This window comes from Psychrobacter sp. ANT206, from assembly GCF_056880555.1.
The window spans coordinates 787,285-813,530 of sequence record NZ_CP096271.1; the positions used below are offsets into that span (position 1 = coordinate 787,285).

20 protein-coding genes and 1 other RNA gene are annotated in these 26,246 nt (G+C 41.9%); 14 read left to right on the forward strand and 7 right to left on the reverse strand.

From position 1 onward, the window contains the following. The first annotated feature begins 180 nt into the window (after positions 1–180). The 3 genes from bamB (at position 181) to M0221_RS03430 (ending at position 5,337) form a co-directional block, all read left to right on the forward strand. A complete protein-coding gene (bamB, locus tag M0221_RS03420) occupies positions 181–1,389 on the forward strand; it encodes an outer membrane protein assembly factor BamB (RefSeq protein WP_483284358.1) in 1,209 nt (402 codons plus the stop codon). Positions 1,390–1,805: 416 nt separating this feature from the next. Continuing rightward, the gene (der, locus tag M0221_RS03425) at positions 1,806–3,248 is read left to right on the forward strand and encodes a ribosome biogenesis GTPase Der (RefSeq protein WP_011513006.1); all 1,443 of its coding nucleotides are present in this window, start codon (positions 1,806–1,808) and stop codon (positions 3,246–3,248) included. A gap of 232 nt (positions 3,249–3,480) precedes the next feature. Continuing rightward, complete coding sequence (locus M0221_RS03430; protein ID WP_483284359.1) at positions 3,481–5,337, forward strand: sensor histidine kinase; 1,857 nt, start codon at positions 3,481–3,483, stop codon at positions 5,335–5,337. Positions 5,338–5,449: 112 nt separating this feature from the next. Here the strand turns inward: M0221_RS03430 and M0221_RS03435 are convergent, their stop codons facing one another. Both M0221_RS03435 and M0221_RS03440 read right to left on the reverse strand, forming a co-directional pair. Next, entirely contained in the window at positions 5,450–6,616 is a 1,167-nt protein-coding gene (locus tag M0221_RS03435) for a D-alanyl-D-alanine carboxypeptidase family protein (protein WP_011513008.1), read from the reverse strand. 492 nt (positions 6,617–7,108) lie between these two features. Beyond that, entirely contained in the window at positions 7,109–7,546 is a 438-nt protein-coding gene (locus M0221_RS03440) for an MCR_0457 family protein (RefSeq protein WP_011513009.1), read from the reverse strand. A gap of 517 nt (positions 7,547–8,063) precedes the next feature. Between M0221_RS03440 and surE the strand changes: the two genes are divergently transcribed. The 3 genes from surE to M0221_RS03455 all read left to right on the forward strand — a co-directional run bounded on the left by surE (position 8,064) and on the right by M0221_RS03455 (position 11,178). Then, complete coding sequence (surE, locus tag M0221_RS03445; RefSeq protein WP_483284360.1) at positions 8,064–8,873, forward strand: 5'/3'-nucleotidase SurE; 810 nt, start codon at positions 8,064–8,066, stop codon at positions 8,871–8,873. 123 nt (positions 8,874–8,996) lie between these two features. Beyond that, complete coding sequence (locus M0221_RS03450) at positions 8,997–9,800, forward strand: peptidoglycan DD-metalloendopeptidase family protein (RefSeq protein ID WP_483284361.1); 804 nt, start codon at positions 8,997–8,999, stop codon at positions 9,798–9,800. A gap of 76 nt (positions 9,801–9,876) precedes the next feature. Continuing rightward, a complete protein-coding gene (locus M0221_RS03455; protein ID WP_011513012.1) occupies positions 9,877–11,178 on the forward strand; it encodes a lytic murein transglycosylase in 1,302 nt (433 codons plus the stop codon). A gap of 146 nt (positions 11,179–11,324) precedes the next feature. On the opposite strand, the gene M0221_RS03460 is transcribed toward M0221_RS03455, so the two are convergent. Beyond that, positions 11,325–12,173, reverse strand: coding sequence for a UDP-2,3-diacylglucosamine diphosphatase (locus M0221_RS03460; protein WP_483284362.1), 849 nt, complete (start codon positions 12,171–12,173; stop codon positions 11,325–11,327). An 87-nt stretch (positions 12,174–12,260) separates the two neighbouring features. Further along, entirely contained in the window at positions 12,261–12,776 is a 516-nt protein-coding gene (locus M0221_RS03465; protein WP_020442935.1) for a peptidylprolyl isomerase, read from the reverse strand. A 371-nt stretch (positions 12,777–13,147) separates the two neighbouring features. Between M0221_RS03465 and M0221_RS03470 the strand changes: the two genes are divergently transcribed. From M0221_RS03470 to M0221_RS03490, 5 genes are all read left to right on the forward strand, one after another. Beyond that, a complete protein-coding gene (locus M0221_RS03470; protein ID WP_483284363.1) occupies positions 13,148–14,887 on the forward strand; it encodes a glutamine--tRNA ligase/YqeY domain fusion protein in 1,740 nt (579 codons plus the stop codon). Between the two features lie 146 nt (positions 14,888–15,033). Beyond that, on the forward strand, positions 15,034–15,789 hold the full coding sequence (locus M0221_RS03475) for a phospholipase D family protein (protein ID WP_483284364.1): 756 nt from the start codon (positions 15,034–15,036) through the stop codon (positions 15,787–15,789). 262 nt (positions 15,790–16,051) lie between these two features. Further along, positions 16,052–16,690 carry a peroxiredoxin gene (locus M0221_RS03480; protein WP_440826840.1) on the forward strand — a complete coding sequence of 213 codons (639 nt, stop codon included), beginning with the start codon at positions 16,052–16,054 and terminating at the stop codon, positions 16,688–16,690. 288 nt (positions 16,691–16,978) lie between these two features. Beyond that, positions 16,979–17,641: a glutathione S-transferase family protein gene (locus M0221_RS03485; protein WP_011513018.1), complete on the forward strand. Its 663-nt coding sequence runs from the start codon at positions 16,979–16,981 to the stop codon at positions 17,639–17,641. Between the two features lie 339 nt (positions 17,642–17,980). Further along, complete coding sequence (locus M0221_RS03490; RefSeq protein ID WP_483284365.1) at positions 17,981–18,868, forward strand: META domain-containing protein; 888 nt, start codon at positions 17,981–17,983, stop codon at positions 18,866–18,868. Between the two features lie 109 nt (positions 18,869–18,977). On the opposite strand, the gene ruvC is transcribed toward M0221_RS03490, so the two are convergent. After that, positions 18,978–19,562, reverse strand: a complete 585-nt coding sequence (gene ruvC / locus M0221_RS03495; RefSeq protein WP_011513021.1) for a crossover junction endodeoxyribonuclease RuvC — start codon at positions 19,560–19,562, stop codon at positions 18,978–18,980. 153 nt (positions 19,563–19,715) lie between these two features. Here ruvC and M0221_RS03500 point away from each other — a divergent pair, with 153 nt between their 5' ends. Continuing rightward, positions 19,716–20,348, forward strand: a complete 633-nt coding sequence (locus tag M0221_RS03500; protein ID WP_483284366.1) for an FxsA family protein — start codon at positions 19,716–19,718, stop codon at positions 20,346–20,348. A 121-nt stretch (positions 20,349–20,469) separates the two neighbouring features. Here the strand turns inward: M0221_RS03500 and ssrS are convergent. Continuing rightward, positions 20,470–20,665: non-coding RNA, 6S RNA (gene ssrS / locus M0221_RS03505), on the reverse strand. A 237-nt stretch (positions 20,666–20,902) separates the two neighbouring features. Between ssrS and gpmI the strand changes: the two genes are divergently transcribed. Together gpmI and M0221_RS03515 are read left to right on the forward strand one after the other, a co-directional pair. After that, the gene (gpmI, locus tag M0221_RS03510) at positions 20,903–22,561 is read left to right on the forward strand and encodes a 2,3-bisphosphoglycerate-independent phosphoglycerate mutase (protein WP_483284367.1); all 1,659 of its coding nucleotides are present in this window, start codon (positions 20,903–20,905) and stop codon (positions 22,559–22,561) included. A gap of 266 nt (positions 22,562–22,827) precedes the next feature. Beyond that, positions 22,828–24,390 carry a S41 family peptidase gene (locus tag M0221_RS03515; protein WP_483284368.1) on the forward strand — a complete coding sequence of 521 codons (1,563 nt, stop codon included), beginning with the start codon at positions 22,828–22,830 and terminating at the stop codon, positions 24,388–24,390. A 28-nt stretch (positions 24,391–24,418) separates the two neighbouring features. On the opposite strand, the gene M0221_RS03520 is transcribed toward M0221_RS03515, so the two are convergent. Further along, on the reverse strand, positions 24,419–26,158 hold the full coding sequence (locus M0221_RS03520) for a sigma 54-interacting transcriptional regulator (RefSeq protein ID WP_483284369.1): 1,740 nt from the start codon (positions 26,156–26,158) through the stop codon (positions 24,419–24,421). Between the last annotated feature and the right edge of the window lie 88 nt (positions 26,159–26,246).

The following is a 26,246-nucleotide window of genomic DNA, read 5'->3' on the forward strand; positions in this document are numbered from 1 at the left end:
TACTAATTTCAATAGAATAGACATGGTAATACCTCAAACCGTTCTACAAAGGAAGTAGCCTAATCAGTCGGAAGTAATATGGTGGTAACTAATACTTATGTGTACTAAGTTATTATCGTTTTTTATCACTGATTAAATGCTAATTTATTAATGATTAATTTATTTGTAGTGAGACCTATAATGACTCAAGCTATTCGCTTTAACAAAACCATCAAAGCCAAGACCATGCGCTCAACGGCCATGCATGTAGCCGTAATTGCAGTGATGGCAACTGCGGTCATTGGGTGTAATCGAGGTATCAAGCCAGTCGTCAACGACCCTGTAAAATTGGTACAAATCGTGCAACCTGTTAGCGTATTGCAGCCAGTTTTTAGTACGGACCTTGGTAATAAAAACGTCAGTAAAAAAGATCCGCTTACTTTGCAAGTCGGTTATGCCAACTCGCAAATCGTTACTGCCTCGCGCGGTGGTGATTTGGTGGGTTTTGACAAAGCTGGTCAACGTTTATGGTCGGTAAATGTTGGCGACCAGATTACAGGTGGTGTTGCGATAGATGAGCTAAGTCAAACTGCTATTATTAGTACTCGTGGCGGTCTGGTTATGGCATTTGATAGCGTAACAGGTGCAAAACGCTGGCAGCAACAGCTTACTGGTTCAGTGCTAACGCCAGCGCTCATTAGCAATAACCGCGTTATCTTGTCAGCCAATGATGGTTTTCTACATGGCTTATCGCTGCAGACCGGTCAGTCAGTTTGGCAGTTTGCTACCCAAGTTCCAGCGATTAGTGTACGCGGTAGCGCTGCACCAACGTTATTAGATGCTAAGACGGCGTTGTTAGCGACTGCCGATGGACGCTTGCATGCTGTCACGGTAGATAATGGTTTGCCGCTATGGTCAAGACGCGTTGGTGTGGGTACAGGCAGCAGCGAAGTTGAACGCATGAGCGATGTTGATGGTATGCCAATTGTAGATAACAATCAGTTATTTGCCATTAGTTATAGTGGTCAGTTACTTGGTATTGATTTGGCATCGCGCCAAGTGATGTTTGTTAATGAGCTTGCCAGTTTAAAAGCGCTTGCAGTCAACAATCAGCAAGTGGTTGCGACAAGCTTAGACGGTAAAGTGGTTGCTTATAATCGTAGTAATGGTCAGGTTTTGTGGGAAAGTGAAGAATTGGCCTATCGCCATTTGACCAATCCTGTGATGATTGGTAACTATATCGCAGTTGGTGATTTTGATGGGGTTGTGCATTTATTTGACCCAGCCACGGGTAAGATTGTCAGCCGTGTACAGACCAAAGGCGCATTGACCAATTTGCAAGTGCAAGGCAGCCGCTTAATGACCCAAAGCACCTCAGGACAAGTAGCGATTTGGCAGTTGGCACGCTAATCTTAATTATTTGCAGTCCTATTTAATGAGCATTTTTCTATATTGCTCATTAAATAGGTCACCTAATAGTAAAATGAATAGAAAACGCTGCATAGTCAGCGTTTAATGCCTTGTAAAATTGCTTGTTTACATATCGGCTTTCGCGTACGCTATGCGACCGGTGCATTATTGGCGTTATCTATATATAATAGTGACAGATAATATCCATATATGATGCATTCCTCTGAATATCATTTATTCATTGTAAGATAGCCAAGAACTATTTTCTGACTATCGTTTTATCTTATCATTCATTTAAATTTGCGGTCAACGGCTGCTACTTTTTGCTTTTTTATAACGGTAAATTTACGTTGTAAAAGAGATTGTATCTAAGTAGTTGCACTGTCCGTCATTGTGCCTTTCACTGAGAGTAACCCATGAGTATCAAGCCTGTGGTCGCCTTAATTGGTCGTCCAAACGTCGGTAAATCCACCTTATTTAATCAGTTCACTAAAAGTCGGCAGGCATTGGTTGCTGATTTGTCAGGATTGACTCGTGACCGTCAATACGGTGATGCGACCTACGAAGACAAAGCTTTTATTGTCGTTGATACCGGTGGTATTGGTGAAGCGGACGATGGCAGAGGCGATATTGATGATTATATGTCTGAGCAGTCGTATACTGCCATTCATGAAGCCGATATTATTGTATTTGTGGTTGATGCACGCGCAGGGATGATTGGTGCCGATGCTGAGATTGGTAAGTTTTTACACACCCTTGGCAAGCCTGTATATGTCGTTGCCAACAAAGTCGATGGTGTGCATGATTCAGCGCCTGCTGAATTTTATGCATTAGGTCTAGGCGAACCATATCCAATGGCGGCAAGTCACGGTCGCGGTGTCGGCAATCTGCTCGAAGTATTAACCGCTGATATGCCTAGTCAGGAAAATGTGGTTGAGCCAAGAGGTTTGAAACTTGCTATTATCGGTCGTCCAAACGTTGGTAAATCGACGCTAGTCAACCGTTTGCTTGGTGAGGACCGCGTTGTCGTCTTTGATATGCCTGGTACCACTCGTGATAGTATCTATATCCCATATACGCGTGAAGGTAAAGATTACGTATTGATTGATACGGCTGGTGTTCGTCGCCGTGGTAAAATCGATGAAAAAGTTGAGAAATTCTCAGTTATCAAAACCTTACAAGCGATTGAAGACTCTAATGTAACCGTTATTGTTATTGATGCTCATGAAGGTATTGTTGATCAAGATTTGCATATGATTGGCTATGCGCTGGACGCAGGTCGTGCGCTAGTGGTTGCGATTAATAAGTGGGACGGTTTGACTGCCGATCAAAAGAACTATATCAAAATTGAGATGGATCGCCGTTTTAACTTTATTCCTTATGTAAAAGTCCATCAAATCTCAGCATTACATGGTACGGGCGTGGGTAATTTATATCCGTCTATTTTGCGTGCTTATCAATCGTCAATGTTTGAGGTATCAACCAACCGTTTGACGCAGATTTTGCAAGATGCTGTTACTGCCAATCCACCGCCAACGGTCGCTGGTCGCCGTATTAAGTTGCGTTATGCGCATATCGGTGGACACAATCCGCCCGTTATCGTCATTCATGGTAATCAAACTGGTTCGTTACCTAAGAGCTATCAGCGCTATCTTGAAAATCAATTCCGTCAGGTATTTAAGTTAGAAGGCACGCCACTAAACGTGGTCTTTAAACTGAATGAAAACCCGTATGCTAATAAAAGCGATACGCCAACCAAAGCCAAAACCCAACAGTTACGTCAACGTGAACGTAATCGTGCGCAGAAATTTACCACCAAAGATAAGCCGAGATTTACCAACAAAGATAAAAAGCGTTAATGTAATCATATTTGCGCTTTTGGATAGTAGCCAGCAGATATAACCCTTAAATCTATTGCTACTATCTATCAGGCTTTTTAAATGTGCTTTGTCATGACGGCTGTATCAGTTGTCATGGCATTTTGCAATTTAGGGCACTATTCATTAATTGCCTTAAAATATCAATTTTCACTTATAACCGCTATAAAATACCTGTACTATAATCAAAAGTTGTCTAACTCAGTTGAGTGATATGAACAACCGCCCGCATCAAACACTTCCTACGCTTATCTGGCACTCTATCATGCAGACCATGGTTTTGGCTGTTTTGGCAGGTCTATTAGTGTCTTTTATTTATGGCTTTGTCCACTATTACAAAGACACGCGCCAGCATATTCAGGATTTAGCGACATTACTGACCATCAGCGCATCGATAGCAGATTCCACCGATATCGTCGATGAACAAATACATTTTTTATTAGAAAAAGAGCAAGGCATTGAGAGTATTTTATTTTATACCACCTCTCAGCCTATTGTTGAAGCCAATCAATTAAGAGATGATTGGAAAAATGCATTATTTGCTAATACAGTTAGTTTTAACTATCCAGTCGTTGGCGATCCTACTAATAAAATTATTTCACCTAAAGAAGATGCTTTGGTTGGTTATCTGAATATCACTTTAGATGTGGCGACGCTGCGTGAGAATTGGATTAAAAAGAACCTACTGCTATGGCTTATGACAACGCTATTGGCGATTATTTGGGCGTTGTTTATCCTACGTAAGCTGAATTGGCCGTCAAAAGATATCGCTAATCTGACGGCAGCTTGCGATATAGTTATAAAAAATCCAGATATTGAGCAGTTACCTCTGATTCAACAGCGTTTTGATTTTCAGGAGTTGGTACAGATTAAACAGGCTTTCATTACCCTATTTGATCGCCTGCAAATCGCAAAGCAAGATTATCAGGCACTTGCGGCTTTCGAGCAACAACTGCATCATAAAGATGTGTCGCTTGATGTGCAGCTACATAATTTTCAAAGTATGATTACCCATGAGCTAAAAACTTCACTAAATGCGATCGTTGGCGGCTTACAGCTACTAGATGATGAAAAGTTAAATCACGAGCAAAGAGACGCGGTTGATATTATTCGAGAGGGTAGTGAAAAGCTGGTCTTAACCTTGGATCAAATTATTCAGTTAAATCAAATCCAGAAAGGTCAAATCAGCCTACATGTGCATGAATTTAATCCATTGCAACTAATCGCTGACTTATTGGCAGAGTTTGAGTCAGCTATTAAGAAAAAGGGCTTAACGTTAATCAGTCATATCCATCATAACGATTATATCCTCGAAGGCGATGCTGAAAGAATACAGCAAATTTTAGCGATACTGGTCAGTAACGCCATGAAGTTCACACCAGCAGGTCAAATCACCATTACGTCACAACTGACCCATTTTGATAACAGCAATCGCTGGCAGATTAGCGTAAAGGACACTGGTATCGGGATTGATAGCAGTTTTATTGAAGATATTTTTAATCCATTTTTTCAGGTAGATTCATCGCAAACTCGTCAATACGAAGGGTCGGGAATTGGTCTGCCAGTGGTTAAGCAAATGGCTCAGCTGATGGGGGCCAGCATTGAAGTGGATAGCACTTTAGGTATTGGTACGAATTTTACAGTTACTATTCCTATGTCTAATCAACACCATTCTCAACAACAGCAACATCTGCGTGGCTTAAAAATTATTTATTACTACTATCATGAGAAAGGATTGTTGGTAGATCAATTACAGCATTTGGGTGCTGATGTGGCCTGCTATCAACATGAACAGCTGGTTATCGATGAGGTACATGCAAAGCAATTTGACATGCTGATGTTTGCAGAAGATGTGTTCCCCAGAAAAGCAGCCTCATTAGCGAGTCATATTCGTGCGGCTGAGACAGAGTATCGAACGTTACTGGTGTTTTGGTATCCACAGCAGCAAGCAAAACATTTAGCCGATTTTGAGTTTGGTTTAAAGGCTGCAGGTATAGACTACTGCGAAGTTGCCAAATACGAAGACAAAGCGCTAAGTGATTTACTAAAAAGCTGGCTGACATGGTCATAAAAATAGCGAGAAATATAAAATTTTAGATATAAAAAAGACGCCTCGATATGAGACGTCTTTTTTATGTTGAACTTCATGATAAAAGTATTATTTCAAAATGCTATCATTGCGCTTAAAATAAGTTCTGCGTCCAACGTGAAAAGCGTTGCCAGATACGGCTCATAAATCCTGATTGCTCAATATCGCTTGTCGCAATCACAGGCACAGAGGCCACTGCTTTGCCATCTATCACAGCCATCATTTTACCGATTTCTTGACCTTTTTTGATAGGTGCTTCTAAACTTTCAGGAATATCGACCACAGTAGTGATTTTATTCTTTTGAGTTTTAGTGGTCAAAATCTGCAAATTATCACCAGTCGCTACTTCTATCTCTTTTGCTTCACCAAACCAGACAGGAACTTTGCTGACAAACTGACCAGCAGGTGCTTGAGTAACCGTTGTGAAGTGTCCAAAACCCCAATTGAGCAATTCACGCGACTGATCAGCACGTGCTTGCTGACTTTCAGTGCCCATAATGACAGAGATTAGGCGCATACCTTCACGGTTGCTCGAGGCTGCTAAGCAATACCCAGCTGCATCCGTATGTCCTGTTTTTAGACCATCAACAGTAGGGTCGGTAGCGAGTAGGGCATTACGATTACCTTGAGTAATACCGTTATAGGTAAACTCTTTTTCTGAATAAATACTGTAGTAATCGCCGCTGTTTTTGATAATGGCGCGTGATAGCTTGGCCAAATCTAGAGCAGATGCTTGGTGACCCTCATCAGGCATACCAGTAGAGTTGACGAAATGGGTATTCTTCATACCAATCTTTTGCGCTTGCTCATTCATCAAGATAGCGAACGATGCTTCGCTACCAGCGATATGCTCAGCCATTGCTTTTGAGGCGTCATTACCTGATTGGATAATAATACCGCGTAGCATATCGATGACACTTGCGCTCTTATTTACTGGTACATACATGCACGACTGGCTACTACTGCCACGGCACCAAGCACTTGGACTCATCAATACCTGATCGGTTTCTTTGAGGTCGCCTGAAGCTAAGCGCTGTTCAATGATGTAACTGGTCATCATTTTGGTCAAAGATGCTGGCGGCAAGGCTTGGTTGGCATTTTTCTGTGCCAAAATTTCACCCGTGTTATAGTCCATTAATACATACGCAGTATTTGCCATCTCAGGCGGCTGTATGGCTGCACTTGCCATCACTGCACCCATAGAAATACTGACACCCACTACCAGCTGCACCAGCTGTTTTTTCACACGCTTTACTGTCATAGATTGTTACACCGCATCATAAAACCAAATGTATCTGTCGCTTGTCCCTAACACCGCACCTTTACACAATCTTTGGCAGACTATATCAAATCTCAGGTTAAACCATGGATTTTTTGAGAGTAGAGGAGACTAAAGCAACGGACATAAAATTAACGCCTTATCTTAGCAAAATGCCGCCCGATGGGGAAACGATAAATACAATAAAATAAGACGTTATTAAAAATAGAGTGAATAATTTTATAAACTTCACTCATAAAAAAGCTTGCTACTATCCTTATTAAATAATAGGGATAGCAGCAAGCTTTTTGTAGCGAGTCATCTAAATGAACACTCAGCACTGGCTTATATAATACTTATTTGAACACTTTATACAGATGTTAAAGAGATAAGAAAGTAGATTGTTATCGTTAATTATGGCGATCTTTACCTCTTTAACCTCTCACTATGGCTTAAAAACGTATTTCGATAACATAGCGTATCAATAAAGGGCTACTACTGATATTCAGCATTCGCTAAATCTTCACACAATGCTTTATTGTCTTGCTTAGAAAATCCCATCGTCCAGCTACGAATACCTTGCAGAATTTGACGATAATCTTGCTGAGTAGATAAGTACTGGATAGCTGCTTTTGGGTCTTCTAATGACGGCATCAACTCATGAAGCTGCACGTTATAAGACTTATAAAAACGTTGCTTTTGCTTACCATTTAGCATCGGCGGGCATATCTCTGACAGCACTTGCATAACCGCAATTTCGTGTTTTGTGATATTGATCCCAGATAAATCTAAAGGTATGGTCGTCGCAGAATTGGGTGCAGCATTTGTGGCTTGAGATAGCATCGCAATAGATGTTATCAATGCTGCTAGCCCGACTTTTGAGGCACTTCTTGCCAATACAGAAGTCATAGATAATATCGATTGATTTTTCATTCAGTATCACACTCGCTTATCTTTATTTAATGGTGCTATGTTAATGGGTAAAAAAACAAATGTCACATAAAATATTGATTTATGTGTAGAGATATTGTGAGCTAAATCAGCTCTCCAGCAACATAGCCGTATTATAAACCGGTAAGTTACCTCAACATAAAAGTATAAGTTGTAAATGTTGTGGGTTGTAGCCTACTGTAACCTCAGCGCAGGTTTTCAATGCTGAAAAATAGGAATCTTGCTCTGGGCAAATCATTCAATAAACTACGTTATTATGCAAATTATGTATAAAGAGTGGGTTCGTCTCAATAGTCTATTAGGGTATAATCGCCCGAAATAATCATAGCTATTTACTATGTAAACAAACATAGATGGGCAGTATAAATAACTGATATAGCTTTGATTGTTATGCTTTCAAGTAGAATGATATTAGTAGCAATAGCAGTGATTATAGCAACTTTACGCAAATAACGTAGATAAGTGGATGAACGGTCATCCATAAAAAGATTGAGTAAATATGAAGATTTTAATGAGCAATGACGATGGGGTTTATGCACCAGGTTTGGTGGCACTATATGAGGCATTATCTACTATGGCCGAGGTCATGGTGGTTGCGCCAAATACTGAGCAAAGTGGCTGCGCCAGTGCCTTAAGTATCACCACACCCTTATATACGCATCAATTGCCTTCTGGTTTTATTGCTGTCAATGGCACACCAGCTGACTGTATTTATCTGGCATTAAACGAAATATATTCTGACACAGATTTTGATTGTGTGATTACGGGCATCAATTCAGGTGCCAATCTTGGTCAAGATGTTATGTTTTCAGGCACTTTTGGGGCGGCATTAACTGCTCAGTTATTTGGCATACCCGCTATTGCGACCTCATTGGTAGGCGGTGGGGCAAAAACCAGTGAGCAGGAATGTGAGCGTCATTATCAAATGGCAGCAAGTGAGATTGTGAAATTATTGACAGATACGCCAATATTGGATATTTGCAAAAATTTGCCCTATCACGTATTAAACGTTAATATTCCTGATGTGAGTAATGCTGATGAGATTAACGGTCGCAAAATGACAGCTTTGGGGCATAGGAAAATAGCGCGTCCTGTCCACCATGTGGTAGATCCACGCGGGCGAGATGCATATTGGTTATCACTACGCAAGCGTCAGGATATATTGGCAGATAATACTGATCATGATTCGTCTGGTACTACTATGACTGATGATCAAGCGGTTGCCGTAGGTTACATCAGTCTATCGCCTGTACGTTTGCACCATACGCCAGCCGCCACACTCGATATGCTATCAGCGTTAATGCTGTAAGATGAATCGAATATTGATGATGGCAGCTAAGATAGCTAAACACTTAAACGGTATAACAGTTAGCAAAATGCTTGTGAGTCACACAAGGAGTTTGTACGTAACATAAAGAATAGGAAATCTTGTATGAAGAAGCTTATTGCTGGATCGCGATTTATCACAGTGGCATTGCTGGGCACGATGGCTGCTGCCACAGTAACGATGGTAGGCTGTGCCACCAAACCCACTTACCAATCAGCCAACCAAGCAGGACCGAAGATTATTACCAATAATCAAGGGGTTCCTAACTATCATCGTGTGCAGCGCGGCGATACGGTCAGTCAAGTGGCGGCGCGCTATAATCTCAATTACCGTCAAATTGGTTCACTGAATGGCTTAGACAGTAAATACACCATTTATAGTGGTCAGTGGCTCAAACTATGGCAAGGTGAGCCGGCAAGTGCCAATAATAGTAATCGCTACAATACTCAATCTGCACCAGTACAACCTACTTATACACCGCCTGTGACCAGCACGCCTAACTATTCACAACCGCCCGTCTATGAAGTGACTGCCAATGCAACGTCAGGCTATGAGTATCCGACTCGCAATCAAATAACCCGCAATTTCGATGCAGCATCTAGCACGATGGGCATGTGGTTTGCTGGTAACGTAGGTGATCCAGTGCAAGCAAGTCAATCAGGTACGGTTCTTTATTCGGGTAACGGTCTGCCAGAGTATGGCAACTTGATTATGATTCGTCATAGTGACAACTATATCACTGCTTATGCCCATAACAGCCAGCTGTTAGTGAAAGAGGGCGATAGCGTTCAGCGTGGTCAACGTATCGCAAATATGGGTAATAGTGGTCAGACCAATCAAGTGGGTTTGGAATTTCAAGTACGCTTAAATGGCAACCCTATCGATCCACGAGCGGTACTAGGGCGTTAAATTTATTATTGTTTGGCAATTAAATGGAATTATCTAAGCCACATTGCACCTTACTTACGGATACTTGAGACCTCTTATGCGATTAAATAAACACTACCTTGCCTTTTTCCCTGCCTTAGTAATGGTTGGTTGTACCAGTCAGCAGGCGATGCAGCAACCTAATAAGCCAGTTCGTCAAGGTAATGTGCAAATTACCCAGACTCAAACCATTCAAGTGAAGCCGACTCCAGCACCGGTCATTAAACCAACACCCGCAAAGCCAAGCTACAATAGTTTTTCTGATTGGAAGTCTGATTTTTCTATGCGTGCCATTTCATCAGGTCATGATGCTGCTACGGTTCGTCGTCTGCTCGATTCTGCTTATTTAAATCAACAAGTCATCTCGCTTGATTCAGGACAGCCAGAGTTTTCAAAAATGCCATGGGAATATGTCGATTCTGCGGTATCAGATGGTCGCGTCAGTACTGGTAAGCGTAAGTTCGCTGAGCAACGCACGTATTTATCGCAGTTACAGTCGCAATATGGGGTCAATGCAGAAATCATTGCAGCGATTTGGGGCATGGAGTCGTCATACGGCGTAGTAACGGGTAATAGTAGTATTCCAAGCTCGCTAGCCAGCCTTGCTTATGATGGGCGCCGTCAAGAATTTGCCGAAACTCAGCTATTATCACTAGCAACACTATTACAGCGCGGCGATGTGTCTTGGTCACAGCTCGATGGCTCTTGGGCAGGCGGTATGGGGCAGACGCAGTTTATCCCTGATACGTGGCTTAAGCATGGGGTTGACGGTGATGGTAATGGACATCGCAATCCATGGTCGACGGGCGATGCCTTGGCATCTACTGCTAATTATCTGAGCAATTCAGGTTGGGTACGTGGTTTGGCACCGTTCTATGAAGCAACCATTCCGTCATCATTTGATTACACACTGGTTGGTACCAAGCAGCCTGCTGCTAGATGGGCGTCAATGGGCGTCGATACTATAGCCGATGTATCCTTGGATGGTAACACTCAAATGGAGTTGTGGCTGCCAGCGGGTAAAGACGGTCCAGTACTGCTACTCAGTCCAAATTTTGATGTCATAAAAGTCTATAACAACTCATCAAGCTATGCCCTTGGTGTCAGCTTACTGGGTAAAGCGCTGATTGGACAAGGCGGTTTGCAAAAGTCATGGCCGCGTTATGAGCGTCCGTTATCAACGTCGCAAGTACGCAATTTACAACAGCGTTTGACAAGCTCAGGCTACGATACAAAAGGCTCTGATGGTATCGTAGGTACCAATACTCGCAATGCGTTCCAGCGCTGGCAAGCAGCCAACGGGCAGACGCCAGATGGTTTTATTACTCAGCGTAGCGCGTCTTCATTGGCGGGGTGGTGAGATAAGTTGAAATCACTATTTTTGGATAATCGTTGTTTTCAAAGGTTGTTTAAAAATAACGATGTTAATAAATAAAAAAAACTCCGTTTTATAACGGAGTTTTTCATTGTATAAGAATAACAGCAGCAGTTTTGATGTTCAGGTATTTAAATAGTAATGGTAAATTCAAATAAGTTAAACTCTGCACTCTCAGCAATAATACCTTCATCTATGCTTGCTGTAATTGCACCAATCACGGCACTCACTTTTTGCTGGCGCTTGTCCTTATTTAACAGTCGCCAATCACCAAGTACATAGCGAGTTTTGCCCTCATTACTTTGGTGGATTTCAGGACGATGGGTATGACCATGTAGTAGGGCGTCAAAGCGATAAATAGCTTTGTTCACTGCTGCTTCATTAACATCCATGATATGCGCCGCTTTATTGGCATTATTTTGCTGACTTTTCTGCCGCATATTATCAGCAATCGCCAAGCGTTTCTCTAACGATTTATTAAGCAAATACCACTGCGTCAAACGATTACGCATTACTTTACGAAAAAACTGATACTTTTTATCATCAACGCATAGTGCATCACCGTGTTCTAAGCGATAGTTTTGCTGCCCAACAGTTAAGGTATACGGCTCATAAATAAGCTCGCCACCGAATATATTACAAAAAGGCTGACCTAACAAAAAATCGCGATTGCCGTGCATGACCAAAATCTCGCAGCCAGCTATGCGCAGTTTCTTTAATTTAATGATAAGTGGTGTGAGCCAATGTTTTTGTCGTTCCTCTTCGGATACAGACAAATAAAAATCATCCCCAAGCCAGACTTCAAACCAGTCACCTAATATAAATAGGCGTTTTAGCGCAGGCAGAGCAAGGCAATCATCAAGCAGCGCCAAAAAAGCCTGCACTAAGGCAGGCTCTTCAGGCGATAAATGCAAATCGCTAATCAATACTTGTCGCACCTCATGAGGGCGGGTGGTAATTAGATGGCTGAAACTTTGCATTTATCCTTATCCTCATAACTTTAAACAGTAACGACTCATAAGCTTTCACTAATTCATCGCTACTAAGTAATAACTATTGAAGAATGATTACTGAGTGATGATGGTGGCTGAATTGATAACCACTGGCTCTTTTGGTACATCAGCATGCATACCGAAACGACCGGTTGGCACGCCGCGCATTTTTTCGATGACGTCCATACCGCTTGTTACTTTACCAAAGACGGTATAACCCCAACCTTGCATGTTTTTGCCAGAATGGTTTAGGAAATCGTTGTCTTTTACGTTGACAAAAAATTGGCTAGTCGCTGAATGTGGATCTTGCGTACGCGCCATAGCAATCGTGCCAGCGTCGTTCTTTAGACCGTTGTCTGCTTCGTTTTCTACTGGCTTGTTGGTGGCTTTTTCATTCATGTCAGCGTCCATTCCACCGCCTTGAATCATAAAGCCGTCAATGATGCGATGGAAAATCGTGCCATCATAATGACCAGATTTTACGTAGTTTAAAAAGTTTTCAACGGTTTTTGGTGCTTTTTCTTCATTGAGTTCGATAACGATCGCACCCATACTGGTGTCAAGTTCTACTACTGGTGGCATGTCTACCATAGGATATTCCTCTTTATTGCAGCGCCTAAAATGACGCTGTTAAGTGGTGGATAAAAAGTTGGTGGATAAAAAGTTATGGCTAGTCTAACGGCTTTTTTATCCCGTGTCATGTATCAGGCTGTTAATGCGTTTGCAAAAGCTGATAGAATAACGCAACTTTACCCATTTCTAAACGATTTTGACAAAAAGTCATCATAGCTTGGTGTTTATAACACACTGTTTTTATAACCCAAATTTTTGTAAATTGGCTTAAATTTAATGGCTGAGGCTTGTTTTACGATATCGTTTTACTTTATCAAATATTTTGAATTTTCCATGAGGCGTGATGGCACGTCGCATGAATTGACCATTTGCGTTAGGAGCAATGCCCGATGAGTGAGCACTCAAGCAATAATGCACAAAAAGACGAACACAAAAACGACTTTATTCGTAATATTATTCGTGATGATGTTAATGCGCAAAAATACCAACAGATTGTCACTCGTTTCCCACCTGAGCCAAATGGTTACTTGCACTTGGGACACGTAAAGTCCATCTGTCTAAACTTTGGTGTGGCTGAGGAGTTTGGCGGTATCTGCAACCTGCGCTTTGATGACACCAACCCAACCGCAGAAAAGCAAGACTTCATCGATAACATCGAGAATGATGTAAAATGGCTGGGCTTTGAGTGGGCAGGAGAGGCGTACCATGCTTCAGGATATTTCGACCAACTTCATGCTTGGGCGATTCAGCTGATCAAGCAAGGCGATGCTTATGTAGATTTGCAATCGCCTGAGCAAATCAAAGAAAATCGTGGCTCATTTAATGAAGCAGGCACAGCGTCACCACATCGTAATGCCAGTGTTGAAGAAAATTTGCAACTCTTTGATGATATGAAAGAGGGCAAATATGCTGAAGGTAAAGCAGTGCTACGTGCCAAGATTGATATGGCAAGCCCTAATATGAATATGCGTGATCCTGTTATCTATCGAATTATGCATCAAGCACATCACCAAACTGGGGATAAATGGTGCATTTATCCGATGTATGACTTTGCTCACCCGTTATCTGATGCGCTTGAAGGCATTACCCATTCATTATGTACGTTAGAGTTTGAAGACCATCGTCCATTTTATGACTGGGCAATAGAAAAAGTTGGCTTTGAGCAACCGCCGCATCAGTATGAGTTCTCTCGTCTAAATGTCGACCATACATTGACCAGTAAGCGCAAATTAAAGCAGCTGGTTGATGAAAATATCGTTAGCGGTTGGGACGATCCACGTATGCCGACGATTGCTGGCATGCGTCGCCGTGGGTATACACCAGAAGGCTTACGTGATTTCTGTGAGCGTGTTGGCGTGACCAAAGTAGACAGTGTTGTAGACTTTCGCTTATTAGAATTTAGTATTCGTCAGTCACTAGAGACGACAACTGGTCGTGGTATGGCGGTACTTAAGCCATTAAAAGTGACCATTACCAACTTTAGCGATGCTGTTAGCAGTTGGGATTTGCAAAAGGCTGACACCGTTCAAGCACGTTTTGACGATGCCTCGCAGACTTTATGGCTAACTCAGCCCAATCATCCCAATGTCGATATGGGTGAACGTGAAATTCCATTTACTGAGACCATTTATATTGACCAAGGCGATTATGAAATTGAGCCGCCAGCAGGTTATAAGCGTTTATCACCAGAGAAAAATGAAATTCGTCTGCGTAATACCTATGTATTGGCCGTGACGGAGCATATTTTAGATGATAGCGGTAACGTGATTGAGCTTAAAGCAACGATTGATCCAGCTACTTTGGGCAATAATCCTGAAGGTCGTAAAGTTAAAGGCGTGATTCATTGGGTATCGGCTAGCCAAGGCGTTTCAGCAACGGTGCGCATGTATGAGCAGCTATTTAGTGTCGAAGACCCAAGTGGCGTCGCTGACGTCCATCAAGCCTTGAATCCTAACTCATTGACTGAGCTAAATGCTGTAGTTGAGCCATCATTGGTGAATGCAGATGCTGGCACGCGCTTCCAGTTTGAGCGTGAAGGTTACTTTATCTCTGATAGCGAAGATCATAGCAGTGATAAGCCTGTCTTTAACCAAATCGTTAGCCTGCGTGACAGCTATAAGCCAGCTTAATTTATCACTATTAACGGCATTAGCGCTTATTTGAAAAACTACTGAACAATAGTAGTTTGCAAGCCTGCCCATTTCTAGTACGCTAGGGATGGGCTTTTTTGTGCATGATTATAAAGTGATTGATCGTAAGATTTGAGGAAATAATAATGGCAAAATTTTTAAACAGCAGTGGCACGACTTACCATTTAGAAGAATTGATTAAAAATGCGTCTGATAGGTTGATTATCATCAGTCCTTATCTAAAGCTGAATGAGCGTATTAAAGAGCTGTTAGAAGATCGTAATCGTCTCAAAATCGATATCCGTATCGTTTATGGTAAAAATGATTTGCACCCTGAAGAAATAAACTGGCTCAAAAATCTGACTTTTATTCGCACCAGCTTTTGTAAAAACTTGCATGCGAAATGCTACCTGAACGAAAATGAGTGCATTATTACGAGCTTAAATCTTTATGAATTTAGCCAAGTAAATAATAATGAAATGGGCGTACTGATTTACCGTAATGAAGATGCGAAACTCTATGCCGATACTTATGAAGAAGCCCAGCGCATTATTCGTATCAGTGATGAAGTCAGAATGTCACTCGAAAAAATAATTGAGCCTAGTAATAGTGTTGACAATAACCTTAGTTCTGAGAGTGCTTCTCGAGTCCCTACTGAAACTAATTCTGCTAAACCTACAGAAATAGCAACACCTAATTATTCTAAGTTAACGACGGCGAAGCTTGCCAAAGAGCTGGGCTTTAAAACCCAAGAATTAAACGAGAAATTACTGACAGCGGGATATTTGCAAGAGCAAGAAGGTGAGCTTACATTAACAGATGCTGGGCGTGCAGCAGGTGGCACTAGTAAAAAAGGTAAATTCGGTGATTTTTGTTTATGGGATTCAGGGATAGTGATATAAAAGTCAACTTAACTTCTCACTTTTTAGCTCATTACTTTGTTTTCAAAGAATAATTTTGCTACATTCGTATTAGTAATAAAAGGAATAACCGCATTACAATCCGTCACAAGACATTCATAACCAGTTTGTTAAGATAAAGTCAGTTTTTTTGTTGAGATGCTTGGTAGATATTTTAACCGCTGAGTATGTCGTTGATAATAAGAGAGCGCGTAGATAGCATTCGATAATAGCGCTCGTCACAATCATAAATAAGGAATCAAGCATGGCACATTTACGTTTAGGCGATATCGCACCAAATTTTGATGCAACCACTACTGAAGGTGATATCAATTTCCATGAGTGGGCGGGCGATAACTGGGTGGTTTTCTTCTCACATCCAGCCGATTTTACCCCAGTATGTACCACTGAGCTTGGTCGTGCTGCTGCGCTAAATGGCGAATTTCAAAAGCGCGGCGTGAAGCCAATTTGTATCTCTGTTGACGGTATCGATGACCATCATGCTTGGGCAAAAGATATTGGTGAAACTCAAGGCACTGAACTGAACTTCCCAATCATCGCTGATCCTAATAAAGAAGTGGCTGAGCTGTATGACATGATGCATCCAAATGCAGACAGCACGCATACCGTACGTAGCGTCTTTATTATTGACCCAAGCAAAAAGATTCGACTAACGCTGACCTATCCTGCTAGCTGTGGTCGTAACTTTGACGAGATCCTTCGCGTGATTGACGCACTGCAATTGTCTGATGAATACAACATCGCAACGCCAGTAGATTGGAAAGATGGTGATGACGTTATCATTCCACCAAGTGTTAAAAACGAAGATATCGCTGCCAAATATCCAAAAGGTCACACAGAAATTAAGCCGTATTTACGTACCACTCCTGCACCTGATAAATAATCAGCTGGAGCATGTGAGCTTGATGAAGATATGATTTAAAAAGCCCCATAATGCAAAATTGTGGGGCTTTCTGTTATTCAGCTTAACATCAGAAGCATCAGCTAAATAAGGCTTTGCTATGATGAACAGAGTACGCTATAACTATTAAATCAAGTATGCATGATTTAGAGATGAATCGTTATCGTTAATACTTGAGTTAATAGTGCATTTGATACTTGATGACACAACAATCATAATAAAATATAGCAGCGCTAAGCCGCTTTTAAGCCCACTTTACAAGGAGTTTTTATGAAAAAACTATATGTCACCCGTACTGCACCTAATCCACGGAAAGCACTTATTTTACTAGCATCAAAAGGTATCGATATTGATGATATGGATGACCTCGATGTGATTGATATCGATTTTGCTGCCAACGAGCAAATGTCAGAGGCATTTACCAAAATAAATCCCATGCAAACCGTACCCGTTTTGACATTAGATGATGGTACTGTACTCAATGACTCGCAGGCAGTGTGCGAATATCTCGACCGTGTTTATGGTGAGCGCTCGGTGATGGGCAATGATGTGGTACAGCGGGCGCAAGTATGCTCTATGCGCCGTATCGCCGAATTTGAGGTGCTATATAACTTTATGCTCGCCTTTCAGCATAGCCACCCATCAAAAGCCCAGCGTGTTGAGCAAGTACCAGAGTTTGTCGCGCCATCTATCGCACGTGCTGTCAAAGCATTAGCATATTTTGAAACCCTGTTGGAGGGTCATGAGTATCTGGTCGGTGACCAGCTGAGCTTTGCTGATATTGTGCTGTATTTAGGTTTAGATTTTGGCAAAGTCCTTCAAGTCAATCCCAATGAACAAGGCGACAATCTTGCCCGTTTTTACCAGATGATGAACGAGCGTTTTAGCATCAAAAACATGGCAAAAGCCAAACCTGTTCATGAAGAAGATTAAAGTAGTAAATTTTTTAAAAATGTAATGATAAGCAGCAACAGCTTTGCGTAACGAGGATAATTCCTAACGACGCAGGGCTGTTTTGCTATGGTTAACATTAAAAATAGGATCAGCATATATGTGAAATTTACTATGAATCTATAAAATTAAACACTTCGTTACACCCATATCACTTATGAGCGCTATAGTGGTCAGATTATTACCCTTTTATAAGCATCTTTTTAAATGCCCTTTGAATAATTTGACTGATATCCCTCTTATAATTGTGACAGTCAGATTTTGTAGATTAAATGGGTCAAAAAGTTGAATTAAGAAGTATAACTGCAAGGTATGATCTTCATGACGCTATCTTTTAAATCCGCCCTATTGCCAAGTATGCTAGCGATAAGTCTGGCATTAAGTGCTTGCCAAGATGCTTCTGTTCCAACGGATGCAAATCTCGAGTCAGCTGATACCAATGTTAGCACTGCAGATGCTGATATAGCGAATACTAATGCCACGTTAGCTAAGGCAAGCGAGATGAGTGCTGAAGAACAAATGATTGAAAATCTTGCGCGTTATCGTTGGACACTACTCGATATCGATGATAAAAGTGGTGGACCTGTCATAACGACGCTTGTAGATATTAAGAACCAAGTAATGCTGTCGTTTAAACAAAACCAAGGTCATAACACCCTGAATTATGGTGTAGGTTGTAACACTATGAGTGCAGGTTATGAGTTGAAAGGTCATACGTTAATGACAGAAGACAGCATGAGTACCAAAATGCTATGCGAAAATCTAAATAAGGCAGAAAATCGTTTAGATACCTTGATGCAAGGTACTAGTGAGCTAAGTGTCACTGAAGGTGATAACCCAGTCCTAACGCAAGTGACCAGCAATGCGGTCACTTTGACTTGGAAAGGTAGGTTGACGTCACAAGCCAAGTACAATAGTAAAGGTGAGACTGTATTTTGGGCTGTAAATGCTAATGAAACAGTGTGCTCTGATAATAGCTTAGAGATGTGTTTGCAAGTAAAACCAGTTACCTATAATGATCAAGGTATTAAAGTCAGTGAAGGCAAGTGGTCTGCATTTAATGGTGAGATTGACGGCTATGAGCATGATGGTAAGCATGATGAAGTGCTACGCCTGCAACGTTACCAATTAGACAGCGATAAGGTATCAGAAGGTGAAGAGTATGCCTATGTACTGGACGCTGTTATTGAAAGCTCAGTCGTAGAGTAGGGCTGTCTGGTTATAATTAACTACCGATGTTCAATAGTGGTATTAGATAAGTCATAAAAAACACGCGTCCGAAAAGGTGCGTGTTTTTTGTCCTTATTTAATGAGCTTTTTAACGCAAATTGCCTAAATCTTCTTCAGTTAAACGCCAGCGACCTTTTTTCTTAGATGCACCGCGCCCGCGCATAGCACTATTTAATATCAATTTGTTCATTGAATGGCTTGAGTGCGCATGACAGATGGCGCAGGCAAGACCGTCTGCCGCATCTTGTTGTGGTACAAAATCCAGAGTTAGTATCCGGCACACCATTTCTTGTACTTGCTCTTTTGCTGCTGCGCCATAGCCGCAAACGGCTTGTTTGATTTGGCGTGCAGTATATTCTGAAACTTCCAAATCCAGGGCTACCATCGCTGCAATGGCTGCGCCACGTGCTTGCCCAAGCTTAAGCGCTGAATCAGGGTTTTCTGCCATAAATACTTGTTCAATTGCCGTATAAATAGGCTCATCTGCATATTTTAGATGATGCTGAGTAATACGCGTCAAGCCATTAAAAATACGTTTTAGGCGTTCAGGCATCTCTTTGGTATCTGTACGAATGGTGCCTGAATCAATATAGGTGAGCTTATCGCCCGTTTGTTGAAGGATGCCATAGCCGGTCATGCGTGAACCTGGATCAATCCCAATAATAATTGCCATAGTGTTCCGTCTTACTTACATTTTGTTTTATGGCTTAAAAATTAGCCGTAAGTTTGATAGTATAGCAATCAATCCCCATATACATCATATGTTAGCCATTTTAATTTGCATGGCGCTCAATTTATTGGTTTTTATTTTATAGGACGACACTTTATGGGTCAGATAGTTGGTATTGCCATCGTATGGTTTATTATCGAGATGCTGCTTTGGTATTTGCTTGCTCAATTTACGAGTGGCTGGTTGGTGTTTATTTGGTTTATTATCGCCGCCGTCATCGGTATTTCGCTCCTGCGCAAAGGCATGGCAGCTCTCAACCCAATGGCCCAGCAGATGAAAGCAGGCGGTATGATGAATCCGTCGATGCGTCCGCAAGAGTCAACCATGATCAAAAGTGTGGCTATGGCAGCCGCTGGTATTTTGCTACTCATTCCCGGTGTGCTTAGTGACTTATTGGCGTTACTGGTTATCTTGCCACCCGTGCAGAAAAAGCTCAAAGACTTTGCCAATAATTACGTTATGAACAATCAACAAAAAATGATGGAGATGATGGCCAAGCAGATGGGTGGACAAATGGGCGGCGGACAAAATCCGTTCGGTGGTGCTGGCGGCATGGGTGGTCAAAACCCGTTTGGCGGCGCAGGTGGTATGAATAATCAGAACCCGTTTGGTCAGCAACAACAAAATCCGTTTGGTGATGTGTTCAAACAGCATACAACGATTGATGGGACAGCAAAAACCATTCCTAAAGACGTGAAAAAAATCACTAAATCTGCTAATGACGAATAGTTGAATTAATAGACGAGTATAGAAAAAGCCCCTTTCGTCAATGACAAAAGGGGCTTTTTAGTAGCTGTAATTCATTCTTTATAAATATAGTGCTTATAAATAAAAAAACTACTAACCGAATATAACAACCGAAGTGCCGCCGCAAGATGGTGACCCATGAACCGTGAAGTTCAGGGCGGATGCGTCACTGCCTCGGCAGGTTTCCTGATACACCGCAAGCGGTGCAGGCATACACAATGAAGCAATAGGTACCACATCCTGGTAAAGCATTATCGGCTCAGGGAATAAACATCTGCTAGCCAACACTTCAGAATATAATTATCTTAACCAATGGTTTGAGTGATTGCAAGTACGATTTACAGATTGCTACGTGAGTTTGATAATTAGCATTATTACCATAAGATTATCATTAAATACTAATCTATTCATATAGTAATCAATTGTTGACTTATAGGCTCACTTTTCAGCTATTTCAAGATGTGTGCTAATATAGACAACTTTAGACATCCTAATACAGCATTATAGGCGTTCATTCACTTGAGGAGCGGTAATCCATGACCAATACCCAGCAACAATCAGAATCTATCGACGATAGTCAGGCACAATTAAGCAAGCAGCAAGATAGTGATAATAATAAGAAAGTGCCGCATGTATTAATGATATTAGATGGGTTTGGGCATCGTGAAGACGATAAAGACAATGCCATTGCTGCCGCTAATATGCCAAATTTAGATAATATTTATGAACAATATCCGCATGGATTGATATCAGCGTCAGGAGAAGATGTTGGTTTGCCAGATGGTCAGTTTGGTAATTCAGAAGTTGGGCATATGAATTTGGGCGCTGGGCGCGTGCTTTATCAAGATTCAACTCGTATCTCAAGTGAAGTTGCCAGTCGTGATTTTTATAAAAACGAAGCCTTGGTCAATGCAGTAAAAGCCGCCAATACATTGGGCGGTAATGTGCATATTATGGGCTTGCTGTCAGATGGTGGCGTCCATTCTCATCAAGACCATATTGAAGCAATGTGTCATTCCGCATTGGTACATGGTGCCAAAAACGTCTTTGTGCATTGCTTTTTAGATGGACGTGACACGCCGCCTAAGTCAGCTGATAAATACATCAATCGTCTTCGTGATCATATCGCAAAGCTGAATGCGCATTATGAGAGTGGTCGTGTACAGATTGCCAGTATTATCGGGCGTTACTATGCGATGGATCGTGACAATCGCTGGGATCGCGTGCAAAAAGCTTATGAGCTGATCACTGAAGGTAAAGCGGATCGTTTAGCAACTCGTGCTGATGGGGCAGTGCAAGCTGCGTACAAAGCACGCGAAACCGACGAATTCATTAATCCAACGGTCGTGATTGGGCGTGACGAAGTGCCTTATACCGTTGATGACAATGATGCCCTTATTTTTATGAATTTCCGTGCTGACCGTGCTCGTGAGCTTGCGCAAGCTTTCGTATTACCGGATCATGAGTTTTCAGGATTTGCCCGCAATAAGCAGCCAAAACTTGCGGCATTTGTGATGTTAACCAAGTATTCTGATGTGTTAGCAGATAATCCTAAAACCAGCATCGCTTATTATCCAACTTCATTGACCAATACACTTGGCGAATATTTGCAAAATAAGGGTAAAACTCAGCTGCGTATTGCTGAAACTGAAAAATACGCGCATGTAACGTTCTTCTTTAGTGGTGGGCGTGAAGATGAATATAAAGGTGAGACACGCATCTTAGTGCCATCGCCGGATGTTGCTACTTATGACTTGCAGCCTGAGATGAGCGCGCCTGAAGTGACAGATAGATTGGTGGAAGCGATTGAATCTGGTAAATATGACGTGCTAGTTGTCAATTATGCTAATGGTGATATGGTCGGTCACACTGGTATTTTTGATGCTGCAGTACAAGCAGTAGAAGCGTTAGATATCTGCGTTGGGCGCGTGGCAAAAGCAGTACGTGCCACGGGCGGCGATATGCTGATTACAGCAGATCATGGCAACTGTGAGCAGATGCAAGACTATGAGAGTGGTCAAGTCCATACTCAGCATACTACTGAGCACGTGCCACTTATTTATGTCGGTGAGAAAAAAGTACAAGTCCGTAGCGGCGGTAAGCTTAGTGATGTTGCACCTACTATTCTGGCCTTAATGAATATCGAAGCGCCGAAAGAGATGACAGGCGAAAGTTTGTTGGTTGCCGCTCAATAATCCAATTATAGTAAGGTGCTAGAAATTTATAGTAGTAGCGTTACATTACTTTCAAAGTAAATTAATATTAAAAGGGAGAGCTATTGATCAGCTCTCCCTTTTTTGTTGCTACATTTTGTCTAACATTTCACCTAAGTTACTTGCAATACTGTCCTATTCTTATAAGGGTGCTTGATGCTATCTTATGGGCTATTATTCAATAATAACTATATAACAATCCTATAATAATGATGGCTTAACTTTGGACAAATTTTCAGGTGATTTTTATGCATTTTAACAATCCTATCAGTCGTACATTTCCATTGACCTCTAAAAGACTCGAGCAGTCAATGAGTACGATATCTAGCTACACTAACGTCTTAAAGCCGACGCTTATCGTGGGTTTTCTGGGCTTAAGTATGATTGCTATACCAGCGCAAGCGGCTGTCAAAGATACTGCTGCAGGACGCAACGCGAGTCGTACGGCAAGCTTACAACTCATCAGTTTAAATGCTGATAATGTACCATTAGATAACGGTGCAGATGATTTATCAGATATTGCTGATATGCTTGAATCTGCTGATCAAGCTGACGATTTAATTGATAGTGTGGCGGATGAAACTGTGCTGAACAATGAATCGCCTATTATTAATACCGACATTCCTGCTGAAGTCGCTCAAGTGTCATTAAATGCTATTTCTCCTGAAACGCTGAAGACCTTTGTTGCTTTGATTGATTTGGTACGTCGTGAATATGTCGATACGGTTAATGATGAAGAGTTGTTTAATAATGCTATGAGCGGTATGTTAACCAAGCTTGATAGCCATGCGGAATTTCTGGACGCTGAAGCCTATGAAAATCTACGTGCTTTTACAGAAGGCGATGTTGGCGATATTGGTATCAAGGTTGAGTATCAATCAGCCTTGGGCTATTGGGTCATCACTGAGGTACTTGATGATTCACCTGCCGATAAAAAGGGTATCGCAGTTGGCGATTATCTACACCAAGTCGATGAATTTAAGCTTGGCGAAGATGAAGAAAGTAACGATATCGAGCAGCTTTTGACAGGCATTGCCGGTACGCAAGTAGATGTGGTGACGTCCAAGGCAGGACGCCGTAAACATGTCACCACTTTACAACGTAATAATAGCCATCCTCAAATTATCGAAACTCGTTTTGTAGATGGTATGGCCATTGTTAGGTTGCCAGCATTTCAAAATAATAGCCGTGAAAAACTGCTACAAAGTTTGATCGATTTAGATAAGCCTGTCACAGGAATACTACTAGATTTACGTGATAATCCAGGTGGCGTATTGGCATCCGCTGTGAGCGTTGCTAGCCTATTTATGACAGATACGGATGTGGTACAGATAAAGAGTCGCCAAGCAGATTCCCGTACATTGTCGACTAGAGGTGCAGCATTGCTTGAGGCATTACCGGTAGTGGTGTTGCAAAATCGCTACTCGGCGTCAGCGGCAGAAGTGTTGACCAGTAGCTTACAAGCGCAAAAGCGTGGCACTATCTTAGGTGAGGTCAGTTACGGCAAAGGCTCTGTACAATCGGTGATACCGCTTAACGATGAGCAAGCGGTCAAGCTTACGGTTGCCAACTACATGACTGCTTCAGGTAAAAAGATAGATGGTATTGGGGTAGAGCCTGATATTGCTCTATCGGGCAGTGAAAGCACGTGGGAGCAGCAAGCGCTTGATTTATTACGAAAGAAAGCGCTTACTTCAGGTATTCGATTTGTACGTTCTGAGAAAAAGCCAGATCCTAAAAATAGTATTATTAAAAACAATACAGCTATAAAGAATGTTATTGAAAAACCAACATCTAAGGTAAAGCTCTAATCTAGTCACAATTCTATATCAAAGCCCTTTATTCAGCTTGATCTTCTGCAATCTCAAGTTTGGTCATACGATAGCGTAAGGATCGAAAAGTGGTTCCCAATAGTTCAGCGGCTTGGGTTTTATTCCAGCCAGTTTGCTTAAGTGCAGTGATAATAAGTTGTCTTTCTTGCTCTTGGAGATAGTGCTCTAACCCTTGTGCTGGTAGCTGACCACTGACGCTGCTTTTTATCGCGATACTGTTTAATATATCAATATTGCCATCAATACTACTGTCGAGATTGGCTACAGAATCGGTCTTATCACTAACTGCATCCTTGTTTACTGATTCAGCGCGCTCCGCCATTGCTGTCACTGATTGCTGCTCTATTCCTATTGCGGAAGACGATGAGTCAGATATCGTACCGGATATCGAAGGTTGCTTCACTGCAGCATAGTGATGAGTCATCGTACGATAAGGATGCAGATTAGCTGTTGCTTGCTGCGTCGAGACACTTTTGATAGATGATGGTTCTCTATCGTCTTTATCTATATTTTCTATTGAATCAGATGCGTTATTTTCATTGATTTTTTGAGGCATATGCGCCTGTTGATGGTCGTTTAAGTCAGATAAGCCGAGATGGCTTATATCAATAGTTGAGGTTTCAGCTAGAGTAACGGCACGTTCAAGTACATTACGCAGCTCACGAACGTTACCCGCAAAATCATGCTGCTGTAAACGCATGCAAGCCTCTGCAGTTAATAAAGGCTTCGACTCCAACTGCCACTCTTCAGCAATCAGCGCTAAAAAATGCGTGGCTAATACCGGTATGTCATCGCGCCGTGCATTCAATGTTGGTAATTTAAGCTCAATTACGTTGATGCGGTAATATAAATCCTGACGGAACAACCCTGTCTGTACCAGTTGGTTTAAATCTTTATGCGTGGCTGACAAGATACGAATATCGACAGGTACTTCTTTGGTATCACCAATCGCGCGTACGGTTTTCTCCTGAATAGCCCGCAGTAACTTCACTTGCATCGCCAAAGGCAAGTCTGCCACTTCATCTAAAAATAAAGTACCGCCATTGGCTTGCTGAAATAGCCCTTGCTTGTCCGCAACGGCACCTGTAAAGCTACCTTTTTTATGACCAAAAAACTCTGATTCCATCAGCTCTGAAGGTATTGCCCCGCAGTTGACTGGCACAAAACTGCCGTCACGCCGCGGGCTTAAGTCATGAATGAGCCGCGCAACGACTTCTTTACCTGTACCTGACGCCCCTGACAAAAATACCGGCGCTTGTGAGCGAGCCAATTTTAAAATCGTGTTTTTTAAAGGATGCATTACCGCTGAATTTCCAATCAGGCGCTCATCAAGCATCTGCTGTTCAGGTGAGCGTTGCGGCATGGACTTGGCAGTCAAATCTTGTTGTATTACCTTTAGCGCGTTTTCAACCAATTGCCGTAAGCGTGGTAGCTCAAGCGGTTTGTTGACGAAATCAAAAGCCCCAAGCTTTAGTGCTTCAATCGCTAAATCCATACTACCATGCGCTGTAATCACCGCAATGGGCTTACTGGAGCTGGCACTGATATGTTTGACCAACTCTAATCCCGAACCATCAGGGAGTTTTAAATCGGTTAGACAAAAATCATAGTCATTGTCTTGCCAGTACGATTTCGCTTGCGACAATGTATAGGCAACATCACTTTTGATACCCATTTTGGTCAGGGTGATTTGCATCAAACGGCATAAATCTACTTCGTCATCAACGACTAGCGCGGTGGTTGTCATACATCATCTCATTGTTTTCAAGTGCTACAAAAGTATATAAAATAACGCTCTAAGGGTTTATCAGTCTTAATAGATGCATTGGTTACAG